Origin of the sequence: Lentzea pudingi, assembly GCF_014646255.1 — a bacterium.
Lineage (GTDB): Bacteria > Actinomycetota > Actinomycetes > Mycobacteriales > Pseudonocardiaceae > Lentzea > Lentzea pudingi.
In genome coordinates, this window is the sequence record NZ_BMNC01000011.1 from 224,942 (window position 1) to 236,551 (window position 11,610).

General features: G+C 70.9%; 9 protein-coding genes. 5 read left to right on the plus strand and 4 right to left on the minus strand.

Annotated features, from left to right (window positions below):
• Positions 1–14 precede the first annotated feature (14 nt).
• Together IEY88_RS31465 and folP are read right to left on the minus strand one after the other, a co-directional pair.
• Positions 15–953: a hypothetical protein gene (locus IEY88_RS31465; protein ID WP_189158514.1), complete on the minus strand. Its 939-nt coding sequence runs from the start codon at positions 951–953 to the stop codon at positions 15–17.
• 14 nt (positions 954–967) lie between these two features.
• Positions 968–1,792: a dihydropteroate synthase gene (gene folP, locus IEY88_RS31470; RefSeq protein ID WP_229693955.1), complete on the minus strand. Its 825-nt coding sequence runs from the start codon at positions 1,790–1,792 to the stop codon at positions 968–970.
• Between the two features lie 62 nt (positions 1,793–1,854).
• Here folP and IEY88_RS31475 point away from each other — a divergent pair, with 62 nt between their 5' ends.
• From IEY88_RS31475 to IEY88_RS31485, 3 genes are all read left to right on the plus strand, one after another.
• Positions 1,855–2,919, plus strand: a complete 1,065-nt coding sequence (locus IEY88_RS31475) for a DUF2786 domain-containing protein (protein ID WP_189158515.1) — start codon at positions 1,855–1,857, stop codon at positions 2,917–2,919.
• 186 nt (positions 2,920–3,105) lie between these two features.
• Positions 3,106–3,588 (plus strand): hypothetical protein, encoded by a 483-nt coding sequence (locus tag IEY88_RS31480; RefSeq protein ID WP_189158516.1) that lies wholly within the window; start codon positions 3,106–3,108, stop codon positions 3,586–3,588.
• Positions 3,589–3,650: 62 nt separating this feature from the next.
• Positions 3,651–3,923 (plus strand): GlsB/YeaQ/YmgE family stress response membrane protein, encoded by a 273-nt coding sequence (locus tag IEY88_RS31485; RefSeq protein WP_189158517.1) that lies wholly within the window; start codon positions 3,651–3,653, stop codon positions 3,921–3,923.
• An 864-nt stretch (positions 3,924–4,787) separates the two neighbouring features.
• Here the strand turns inward: IEY88_RS31485 and IEY88_RS31490 are convergent.
• Complete coding sequence (locus tag IEY88_RS31490; protein ID WP_189158518.1) at positions 4,788–5,615, minus strand: SWIM zinc finger family protein; 828 nt, start codon at positions 5,613–5,615, stop codon at positions 4,788–4,790.
• Positions 5,608–8,586 carry a DEAD/DEAH box helicase gene (locus IEY88_RS31495; RefSeq protein ID WP_189158519.1) on the minus strand — a complete coding sequence of 993 codons (2,979 nt, stop codon included), beginning with the start codon at positions 8,584–8,586 and terminating at the stop codon, positions 5,608–5,610. Before IEY88_RS31495 ends, IEY88_RS31490 begins: the two co-directional genes overlap by 8 nt.
• Before the next feature lie 30 nt (positions 8,587–8,616).
• Between IEY88_RS31495 and IEY88_RS31500 the strand changes: the two genes are divergently transcribed.
• A complete protein-coding gene (locus tag IEY88_RS31500) occupies positions 8,617–10,083 on the plus strand; it encodes an aromatic amino acid ammonia-lyase (protein ID WP_189158520.1) in 1,467 nt (488 codons plus the stop codon).
• A gap of 77 nt (positions 10,084–10,160) precedes the next feature.
• Positions 10,161–11,120: a zinc-binding dehydrogenase gene (locus IEY88_RS31505; protein WP_189158521.1), complete on the plus strand. Its 960-nt coding sequence runs from the start codon at positions 10,161–10,163 to the stop codon at positions 11,118–11,120.
• Positions 11,121–11,610: the final 490 nt, after the last annotated feature.

The following is an 11,610-nucleotide window of genomic DNA, read 5'->3' on the forward strand; positions in this document are numbered from 1 at the left end:
CAAAGATCACCCTTTCACCGCAATGCAGCCAGCAGATGGGACAGGTTGACACCAACGGCGTCCGCCAACCGGCGCACGACTTCCGGAGCGGGTGCCAACGGGTGTGTCTCGCGGGTGAACGGCAGGCCTTCACCGCCTGAAAACTTCGATTGCGGCGTGACGGGGGCCAGGATCGGGTAGATGCGCCAGCGCGGCACCTTCGAGTCGGCCATGGCGAGCGTGTTGTCCTGCCACAGCATCACGGCGGATGACCGGATGTTGCGCGCGAGGACGCAGCCGTGGCCCGTGAGCGTGATTGCGCGCGCGGCAGCCCTCACCGCGTTGCGGAACTCGCCCTCCACGACCCACACGCCGTTCATGAACTCGGCGGTGAAGCCTTCCGTCTCCAGCGCGGCGATCGTCTCGGCGTGCTGGTCGTCCGCTGCGGCCGTGGCGAGCTCGACGACCTCCTGCACCTCGGAGGCCGTCACGACGCGCGCACCGGCCTCCGTGGAGTGCTGCAGGAGCCGTTCCACGTGGCGGTCCTCCGCGTAGGCCGCCCACTCCTGGGCCTTCTCCCACGCCGACCGTGCGATGACATCGGCCTCGGAACCGCCGCGCAGCCGTGCGTCCTGCAGCAGCTGTGCGAGCACCACGGCGATGACGGAACTCAGCAGGGCGTCGTCCCGCGTCTCGTCGTCCTCGGGCACGAGAGAGACGACCAGGTCCCTCAGATCGGCGCGCCAGCTCTCGTCGCCCGCCCACACGCCGATGGCGAGCAGGTTCAGGTAGTGGTCCGCGAGGGCCATCCGCACGAGCAACGGCTGAGTGCCCGCTTCTCGTGCGTCACGGCGCGCGGTCGCCTTCATCTGCTGCCGTTCCGCGGGATCCACCACGCTCACGCGGATCTTGTCGAGTTCGTCGAGGAAGTCGTCCCACCGGTCATCCGAAAACCGGGCGAAGACGTCGTCCACCTGATACCTCCAGCTCAGAGTCGAGCGACGGACTCGAGTACTCGTCTGGTGCGCGCGACCTCGTGCGCACGAAAGACCGCGGCGCCCGCCAACGCCGCGATCGCGGTTGCCACGAGCGTGCCCTCGACGCGCTCGTGCAGTTCCACGCCGAGGGTCTCCCCGACGAAGTCCTTGTTGGACAGAGCCATCAGCACCGGCCACCCGGTCGCCACCAGCTCGTCCGTGTGCCGCACCAGCGCGAGGCTGTGCCATGTGTTCTTGCCGAAGTCGTGTGTGGGGTCGATCAGCACGCTCTTGCGAGGCACACCGAGTGCGACCACCCTCTCCGCGCGCGTCGTCGTCTCCGCGATGACGTCCGCTACGAGGTTCGGGTAACTAACCCTATGCGGACGCGTGCGCGGCACCGCACCGCCCGTGTGCGAGCAGACGTAGCCGGCGCCGTACTCCGCGGCGACCTCGGCCAGCTGCGGGTCCGCGCCCGCCCACGTGTCGTTGAGCAGGTCGGCACCGGCCTCGCAGACGAGGCGGCCGACGTCCGCGCGCCAGGTGTCGCTGCTGATGATCAGCTCCGGGTAGGCGGCGCGCACGCGGGTGATGAACGGCACGACGCGGCGCACTTCCTCGCTCGCGTCGACCAGGTCACCGGGACCCGCCTTCACACCGCCGATGTCCACGATGTCCGCGCCCTCGTCCACGACGCGGTGCACGGCCTCCATGGCCACGTCCTCGGCGTAGGTGGCGCCCTTGTCGTAGAACGAGTCGGGGGTGCGGTTGATGATCGCCATCACCAGCGCGTGCTCACGGACTACGGTCCGGCCGCGGAACTGGAGCTCGATCACATCCCGTGTCTACCAGGTGGTCCCCGACCTGTGCACATGGCGGACGTCTCATACTGCGTGGCGTGGAACTGGTGAAAGCGGTCGACGCGCTCTGGCAGCGCGGCTGGCTGCCGTACGACGTGCGCGAGATGGTGGCGCGTTCGCTCGATGAGTCCGCCACCTCTCTCGTGGTGGACGTGATCGCTTTGTCCTGTTCGCCGCATGCCCCGGAGACGGTGCATCCGCGGTGGAGAGGGCAGCTGGACGAGATCGGCGCCTCCGTGTGGTGGGAGGGGGAGCTGCTGGAGGCGTGGGCGACGCGGCACATCGAGACGCTGTCGTACGCGAACCGCACGGCCGCTGAGCTGCTGAAGTTCCTCGGGCGGATGCCCTCGGTGCCGCAGATCCTGCCGTTGCCGGGCGACGTGCTGATGGCGGCCGTGCGCGCGGGGCTCGACCCGAAGGTGCTCAACCGGGTGCGCGGGCTGCTCGCGAAGGCCGAGTCGACGGCGTTCCCCGAGGAGGCCGAGGCGCTGTCGGCCAAGGCGCAGGAGCTGATGAACCGGCACGCGCTGGAGCGGGCGATGCTCGACGCGGACCTGCCGGCCGAGGCGACGTCGCGGCGGTTGTGGCTCGACAAGAGCTACTTCAAGGAGAAGGCGCAGCTCGTGCACGTGGTGTCGGAGGCGTTCCGGTCGCGTGCGGTGGCTTACGACGGGTTCGGGTTCGTCGCGCTGGTGGGCGACGAGGTGGACTTGGAGAGCGTGGAGCTGCTGTCGACGTCTCTGCTCGTGCAGGCGACACGGGCGATGGTCGCCGTCGGCGGGAAGGCCGGCAAGGGCAGCGAGGCGCGCTCACGGCCGTTCCGGAAGTCGTTCCTCGTGGCCTACGCGTCGCGGATCGGGGAGCGGCTGGAGGCCATGGCCGCCGTGCCTGTTCCGCCCGACGACCCGATCGTGTCGGACGAGCGGTTGCTGCCGGTGCTGGCGGACCGAAAGAAGGCCGTGGACACGTTGTTCGAGGAGATGTTCACGCGCACGAAGACCTCCCGCGTGACGGTGCGTTCCGCCGCCGGGTGGGGTGCGGGCCGCAGGGCGGCGGACGCGGCCGACATCGGCACAGGCCGCAGCGCCGTCACCTCGGGCTAGCGGCGTGGCTCAGAACGCCGCCGTGTTCGTGGTCAGACGGGTGTCTGCTGAGCGCGGACACGCCGCCGACGTTCTGAGTCACACCACCAGCTGGGCCACCCCTTCGAGTGAACTCCCCGCATCACAACGACCTCCAGGCCCCCAACCGCGGAAAAACCGTCAGACCCCCTCCCTAACGTCCCTCCCATGACATCCACCTTCCACAACGAGATCAAGCTCGGCGAGGTCCACTACCGGCTGAGCGCGACGACCGACTCCGACGAATCGATGGTGCTCGACCTGCTCGGCTCACTCGAGTCGGGCGAGGTGATCGCGGACGGCCGTCTCCGCCTGCCGGTAGAGGGCGGCGTCACGATCGGCAAGCTGCTCGCGCGAGTCCTGAGCGCCCACACGCGCCTGCGCACCCGCCCGGCCCGCCACGCCAACGCCAACCAGCCCTGGACCGAAGCCCTCGACACCGACCTGCGCACCGCCTGGCTCACCCGGTCTGCTCACGACTCGCCGGCGCTGATCAGGTCCCTGGCCGACGAGATGGAACGCTCCCCCACCGCCATCCGGGCCCGTCTGGCGCGGGTGGGCTGCGACCCGGACGTACCGGGCCGCGAACTGTCCGAGGCAGCCGCCGTGCTGCTAGGGGGAAAGTCAGGGCCCACTCAGGGAAAGACCTGATTCGCGCTGTCCCGCCCCAGCAGATCCTGGAGTAGCACACACCAGAATCTCAGGGGGCATCAGTGGAAATCGAGGGCTTGTTCACCGCGCTGCTCTTCGGAGCCGTCATCGGCGGCCTCGGCCGGCTGGTGATCCCGGGCAAACAACACATCTCACTGCTGGCGACCATCCTCGTGGGCATCGCGGCCGCCCTCGTGGGCACAGCGGCAGCCACAGTCCTGGGCGTGGCGAACACGTCAGGCATCGACTGGATCGAACTGGCCCTCCAGGTAGGCCTCGCCGGCGCCGGCGTGACCGTCCTCGCCAACCGCTCCAAGCAGAAACTCCCCCACTGACCCTCGACGCGGGCCACCCGCGCCGCCGACCCGAGCCGCCCAGCCCTCCGAGCGCACCCAAGCCACCGCGCCCGGACCGCCAGGCACCCAACGGGTCCGGCGGCCACCGCCCCGGACAGCGCCTCCAGCCAACGCCTCCAGACAGCGCCGCAACCCGCTGCCCCGCAACGGTCATCCCCGGCTGCCGCACAACGCCGACAGCCAAAACCGGCCCGCCGCTGTCCCAGATCCGAGCCACGCTGCCTCGCGCGCTCCCACGCGCCCGAACCCCAGCGCCCCAACGGATCCAGCGGCGGACGAACGCACCCGCGCCCGCTGGTTCGAAGAGGACCAACGGCCTCAGAACACGCCCATCCACCCCAACTCCCTCCAGGAAGCTGGCAGCCCACACGCATCCCCTCATCTCTGCTCGACGAGTCGGGCGACCTCCCGCCGGGTCTGCACCTCCCGCCGGGTCTGCGGCTCCCACCTGTCCGCGGCTCACACCGGATCTGCGGCTCACACCGGGTCCGCAGCTCCGCCGGGTCCGCAACTCCGCCAGGTCCGCAGCTCCGCCAGGTCCGCGGCTCCCACCAGGTCCGCGGCTCACACCGGGTCCGCAGCTCCGCCGGTTCGCAGCTCCGCCAGGTCCGCGGCTCCCACCAGGTCCGCGGCTCCCACCAGGCCCGCACCTCCCACCAGGCCCGCGACTCCCACCGAGTCTGCGGCTCGCCCCCATGCCCGGTTACCAAGGCACAACCTCGTCCCCCGAACGGCCAAGCGACCCTCCCCGCGGAAAGGAGCCCAACCAGGGCCGTCTCCACCCCCACCACAGCCCATCCCCGCACCTCGGCCAATCCCGCTGCAGCGGAACCCCGGCCGAGCTCAGTCGGCGGGCTTCAGCGACAGGTAGGCCGGGCGCAACACCTCGGCCAGCGACGTCCGGCCCACGGTGATGGGCACGCCGTCCAACTGGTCGAGCACCGCGTCCGTCCGCACCACGGCCGTGGGATCGCCGAAGCTGAGGTTCGACGTCGTCTGCCTCTGCCAGAAGGTGTCCAGGCACCTTGTCAGCGGCGGCGCCTCCTCACGGACCACCGCCGCACGTGTAGTGCCGCGCAGCATGCGGAGGCGTTCGAGCAGGTCCTCACGGCTGCGGCCACGCCAGGCGAGGATCTCGAACGGGTCCTTGTCGAACGACTCAGCGAGGAGGTAGCAGGTGGCGGCGAGGTGCTTGCACGGCACCTCCCAGTCCGGGCAGCTGCAGTCCATCGTCAGCTCGCGCTGCGTCGCGGGGAAGAGCTGCAGTCCCAGCGAGGCGAACAGCGTCTCGATGTCCGGCGGCATCTCACCGGCGAGCAGTTTCGCGGCGTACAGGGCTTTGCCGGCCAGCGCGTGCTCGATGCGCTGCCATTCCTGGCCCGTGAACGACTTGATGGCGATCCGCGTCTTGTACGGCGTGGGGCGCGAGCCCTGCACCAGCGCGATCACCATGCTCGTGGACAGAGACAACGACAACACCTGGCCCTGGCGCGCGTAGTTGCGGCCGCGGGTCAGCCGGCCGCCCATGCCGAACGACTCCAGCACCTCGATGAACCGGCGCGACCACCAGGTGGCGCCGATGTCGCCGCGCTTGCTCACCGCCTTGATCCCGTTGTCCACCTTGATGGTCTTGCCGTAGCGGGAACGTTCGCCGGACCAGTGCTCACTCACCGATGGCCTCCCCGGACAAGGTCAGCAGGTCGCGCAACTGCGCGGTGGACAGTTCGGTGAGCCAGTGCTCACCAGCACCGACCACCAGCTGGGCCAGGGCGCGCTTCTCCTCGATCATGGCGTCGATGCGCTCCTCCAGCGTGCCGACGCAGACGAACTTGCGCACCTGCACGTTGCGGCGCTGGCCGATCCGGAAGGCGCGGTCGGTCGCCTGGTCCTCGACCGCCGGGTTCCACCAGCGGTCCAGGTGGATCACGTGGTTGGCGGCGGTGAGGTTGAGGCCGGTGCCGCCTGCCTTGAGCGACAACAGGAACAGCGACGGTCCCTTGCGGTCCTGGAAGCGCTCGACCATTCGGTCGCGGGACGCCTTGCTGGTGCCTCCGTGCAGGAACATCACCTCGGTGTCGAAGCGCGCGGCCAGGTACGGCACGAGCATGCTGCCGAACTCGGTGAACTGGGTGAAGCACAACGCCTTGTCGCCTTCGGCGAGCACTTCCTCCAGCACCTCCTCGAGGCGCGCGAGCTTGCCGGAGCGGCCGGCGACACGGGAGCCGTCGCTCAGGAAGTGGGCCGGGTGGTTGCAGACCTGCTTGAGCTTCGACATGGTCGCGAGCACGAGTCCCCGGCGCTCGATCCCCTCGTCGGCTTCCTCGATCTTCTCCAGCATGTCGTTCACGACAGCCTGGTAGAGCGAGGCCTGCTCGGCCGTGAGGTTGCAGAGCTGGCGCATCTCGACCTTGTCTGGCAGATCGCTGATGATGCGCGGGTCGGTCTTCACGCGGCGCAGCACGAACGGGTTCGTGATCTTGCGCAGGCGGGCGGCGGCGTCCTGGTCGTTGTGGCGCTCCACCGGGACGGCGAAGCGGGCGCGGAACGTGTTGACCGTGCCGAGCACGCCGGGGTTGGCGAAGTCCATGATCGACCACAGCTCGGCGAGGCGGTTCTCGACGGGCGTGCCGGTCAGCGCGACGCGGTGGCGTGCCTTGAGCTGCCGCACAGCCTGCGACTGACGGGTCGCGCTGTTCTTGATGTTCTGCGCCTCGTCGAGCACCACGCGGTCGAAGGTGAGGTCGCTCAACGCGTCGGCGTCGCGCGCGGCCAGCGCGTAAGTGGTGAGCACGAGGTCGTTGCTCTCCACGGCTTCGCGCAGCGCCTCACCGTTCAGGCGGTCCGCGCCGTGGTGCACGTGCACCTTCAGCTCCGGCGTGAACCGCGCCGCCTCGCGCTGCCAGTTGCCGACGACCGACATCGGGCAGATCAGCAACGTGGGCGGCCTCTTGCCGTGCGCGCGGTTCAACGCCTCCAACGCCAGCAGCTGAACGGTCTTGCCGAGGCCCATGTCGTCGGCGAGGCACGCGCCCAGACCGATCTTGTCGAGGAACGCGAGCCACGCCAGGCCGCGCTGCTGGTAGGGACGCAGCTGAGCGAGGAAGCTCTGCGGCGGCTCGACGGGTTCGAGCTGCTCGTCGGCCTTGCCGGACAACAGGTCGCCGAGCCAGCCGTCGGCCTCGACGGACGTCAGCGGGAGCGGGAGGCTCTCGTCCTCCTCAGTGAGTCCACTGTGGAGCATCACCTCGGCGGCGGTCATCTGGCCGCCGCCGCGCTTGAGGAACGCGAGCCCCGCGGCGAGCCGCTTCTGGTCGACCTGCACCCACTGGCCGCGCACCTTGACCAGCGGCACCTTCGCCCTGGCCAGTTCGGCGAGCTCGGCGTCGGTCAGCGTGTCCTCGCCGAGGGCGAGCTCCCACTTGTAGTCCACGATGGACTTCAAGCCGATCTCGCTCTCCTTGGCGACGGTCCCGGCGGTGCCACGGCTCTTCGTCGTGAGCTTCAGGCCGAGCTTCGTCGTCTGCTGCCACCACGACGGCAGCAGCACGCCGAACCCGGCCTGCGCCAGCACGGGGGCCGCGGTCAGGAACCGGTACGCGCCCTCCGCGTCGACCTCCATCTCGGCGGGGTGCGAGCCGCGCAACGCCTCGTCCAGGTCGGGGTGCAGCTTGCTCGCGCGGCCGAGGTCGGCCAGCAGATGCTCCTGCGGGGCCGGGATCCACCGCCGCAGCACACCGTCGTCCGCGAACCAGACCTGCTGTGCGGGAACGAGAACACTCGGCTCGTCGACGGCCTGGAGCAGGAACTCGACCGCCCACTCGTCGTCCTTGCGCTGCTCGGGCGAGCGCAGCCGGAAGCAGGTGCGCACGGGGCTCTCGTTGCCCGCGCTGTCACGCCAGCGGTCCAGCTGCTCGCGCAGTTCGTAGAGCTCTACGGGGTCCGCGTCGAACGCGGGCTCGCCGGTGAGCGCGTCGAGCCAGGCTTCCGCCGTCGTCACGGGGCCTCGTCGCGCCGGTGCGAGAGCCATGCCGTTCAACCTGCTGCGCACCTGCTCGTCGACCGCGGTCGTGAGCGCCGCGCGCACGAGTTCGGCCGGCTCGCTGACGATCTCCTCGCACCGGCAGGCGGGCGGCATCGCGGTCTGCAGCGCCGCGAACCGCGCCGAGTCCGTCCCCGACAGCACCGGCGTCCACCGCGCGACGGCCCGCTCCGGCGCTACCGAGGGCAATACGCGGCCCCGGTCGACCAGGTCGGCGGCGAACGCGGCCACGTCGAACACGAACCGCGCGGAGTCGCTCAGCCGCACCTCGGCACCGCGTTCCGGGGCGCCGTCGAGGCGAATCGTGGGCACGCCCCACTGCCGCAGCGTCACCTTGCCGCGCGGCGCCCGTCCCGCCGTCAGCGGGTCGCGCACCAACTCGGGCGAGGCCATCGGTCCCGACGAGAAGGACGGCAGCAGCAACGTCCGCGTGGTCGTTTTGTGCGGTTCCTGCCCGACCGCGGCGGCCAGCGACTCAGCGGACGCCGCGAACGGGTGCGGTGCGTCCCGACGGGTGCTCTCGCTGCGTGCGGGCAGCCCGGAATCCTCGGCCCACAGCGCCAGGACGCCGTCGGTCGTGCACAGGCCATGCAGTACGAGCACCTGTGAACCCTATGTGCTCACATTGGCGCCATGGTCGAAGACTCCCCTGTCGTGCTGGACGGTCAGTCGCTCAGCGCCGACGACGTGGTGCGCGTCGCGCGTTATCACTCGCCGGTGACCCTCCACGCTGATGGCCTCGCACGCCTCGAAGCGTCGTGGGGCGCCAGCCAGCGTCTTGTGGTGCGACGACAGGTGTACGGCCGCACGACCGGCGTCGGCGCGAACCGCGACCAGATCATCAGCACGGAGGGATGGGCCGAGCACGGCCTGCGCCTGCTGCGCAGCCACGCGGGCGGACTCGGCGGCATGCTCCCCGAGGAACAGGTGCGCGCCATGATGGTCGTGCGCCTCAACCAGCTCCTCGCGGGCGGTGCCGGCGTGCGCAGAGCCGTGGCCGACGCCCTGCTGGCCGCGCTGAACAGCAGCTGCTACCCCGGCGTCCACGAGTACGGCGCCATCGGCACGGGCGACCTCACCGCGTTGGCCGAGACCGGCCTGACCCTGCTCGGCGAGCGCTACTGGCTCGGCTCCACGCAGACCCCCGACCCGATCGAGCTCGACTCGGGCGACGCGCTGGCGTTGATCAGCAGCAACGCCCTCACCATCGGCATGGCGGGCCTGGCCTGGCAGGACGCGCACCAGCTCCTGAAGGCCACCCAGGTGGTCGCCGCGCTGTCGTTCCTCGCCGTGGACGGAGCCGTCGAGGCCTACGACGAACGAGTCCACCTGGGACGCCCGCACCCCGGCCAGGTCGCCGTCGCCGCCGAGATGCGCCGTCTGATCGGCGAACCCCCGCGCCCGCCCGCGCGCATCCAGGACCCGTTCGGCTACCGCTGCTTCCCGCAGATCCACGGCCCGGCCGTGGACGCCGCCACCGACCTGGCCCGAGTGCTCGACGTCGAGTTCAACGCGGCCGCCGAGAACCCGCTGATCGTCGCCGACCACTTCGGACCGGAAGACGACGCCGCCTACCACCACGGCGCGTTCCACAGCGCGTACCTGGGCCAGGCACTCGACCGGCTGAGGCTCTCGATGCTGCACACCGGCCACATCTCGACCGCCCGCCTGGCGACCCTCGTCGAACCGAACTTCACCGGCCTGCGCCCGTTCCTCGCCGAGGGCGTGCCCGGCAGCTCGGGCGTGATGATCCTCGAGTACAGCGCCAACTCCGCGCTGGCCGAGGTCCGCACCCTCGCCGAGCCCGCGAGCATCGGCAACGCCGTCGTCTCCCGCGGCCAGGAGGAGAACTCGAGCTTCGCGTTCCAGTCCGCGTCCCAGGCCCTGCGCTCCCTCAGCGCGTTCCGCCTGGTCCTGGCCTGCGAGGTGGTAGCGGCCGTCCGAGCCCTCAGGTTGCGCGGCATCACCCCCGGGACACCGTCACTGCGCGCCGCCTTCGAGGCGGCGCAGTCGAAGCTCAACCCGGACATGTCCGACCGCCAGCTCAGCCCCGACGTCGAGGTCGCCTCGGCACTGCTGGACGACTTCGCCTCCTGCTGAAGGTCTTGATCTCCACCAAGCTGGAGCTTTTACGGTGGGACGCGACCAGTTGGTTCGAGGTGGGGGATGTGGTGGGGATGCGTGCCATCCGAGTGCACGAGTTCGGCGGACCCGAGGTGCTCCGCGAGGAAGTGGTCCCTGATCCGGTGGCGGGCCCGGGACAGGTGGTGGTGGGTCTGGAGGTCGCCGACGTGATCTTCCTGGACACCCTGCTGCGCAGCGGCTGGGGCGGCGAGTACTTCCCGCTGACACCGCCGTACGTCCCCGGCGGAGGAGGCGCGGGCCGCGTGCTCGCCACAGGGGAAGACGTGGACCCGGCCTGGCTGGGCAGGCGCGTCATCGCCCGGGGCGCCGGCGGCTACGCCGAGCAGATCGTCTTCCCCGCCGAGGACATCGTCCCGATCCCGGACACCCTGAGCTCGTCCGTGGCGGCGGCCATGCTGCACGACGGCGCCACCGCGCTGCTGCTGTCCCGCCGAACGGAGATCAAGAAGGGCGACTGGGTCCTGATCGCGGCAGCGGCGGGCGGCGCGGGCTCCCTGCTGGTACAGCTCCTGCACGACGCCGGCGCACGAGTCATCGCCGCGGCCCGAGGCGAACGCAAGCTGGCACTGACCCGCGAACTGGGCGCCGAACTCGCCGTCGACTACTCGCTGGACGGCTGGCAACAGCAGGTCCGCGAGGCGACCGGCGGCATCGACCTCGCCTTCGACGGCGCGGGAGGACCACTCGGCAGGGCCACGTTCGAGGTGGTGTCCGCAGGCGGCCGCTTCGTCACCTACGGCTCCTCGGACGGGTTGGCCGACATCGACCCGGAGGAGGCAGCGCGGCGCCAGGTGCACGTCGACAACGTGCTGGCCGAGGGCGCACCCGAGCCGGCGGTCGTGCGGGAACTCCTCACGGAGGCCCTTTCGCTGGCCGCGCAGGGGCGGATCCGGCCGGTGATCGGTGCGACCTACCCGCTGGCGGAGGCGGAGAAGGCGCACCGCTCGCTCGAGGAGCGCGCCACTCTCGGCAAGTCGCTGCTGGTGGTGTGAGCGGTCGCCCGGCCTGGGGGCTGGGGGCCGCGCTGGCACGTCGCGGGGCAACTTGGGGAGGGGATGGGCGGTGGGTCAGTAGGTGGGGGTGGGGATGGGAGCGGGGGTTGGCCGGGCTGAAGGTCGGCGGGTGGAGGGTGGCGGGTGGCGGGTGGCGGGACAGGGTGCGACCGGCGGGCAGGTGTACCGGCCAGCAGATGGGCAGACGGGCAGGCGGGGCAGACGGGTCGGTGAGCAGGCGGGCCGGTGGCAGGCGGGACCGGTGGCAGGCGGGGCCGGTGGGCAGGCGGGCCGATGAGCAGGCGGGGCAGGCGGCAGGCGGGCAGGCGGGCCGGGCAGGTTGTGGGGGCGGCCGGACACGTGTGACAGGCGGCTCGTGCGACTGGCGGTTGGAGGCCTGGCGGTCGGCGGGCAGGCCAGCGGTCCGGCAGGGCGGCGGGGCTGCGGTCCGGCGGGGGCGGCGGCGCGGCAGGGCGGCAGCGCGGCGGCG

Coding starts and splice junctions, on each gene's coding strand:
- IEY88_RS31480 (WP_189158516.1), top strand. CDS start 3,106: ATGACATCCACCTTCCACAACGAGATCAAGCTCGGCGAGGTCCACTAC.
- IEY88_RS31500 (WP_189158520.1), top strand. CDS start 8,617: ATGGTCGAAGACTCCCCTGTCGTGCTGGACGGTCAGTCGCTCAGCGCC.
- IEY88_RS31505 (WP_189158521.1), top strand. CDS start 10,161: ATGCGTGCCATCCGAGTGCACGAGTTCGGCGGACCCGAGGTGCTCCGC.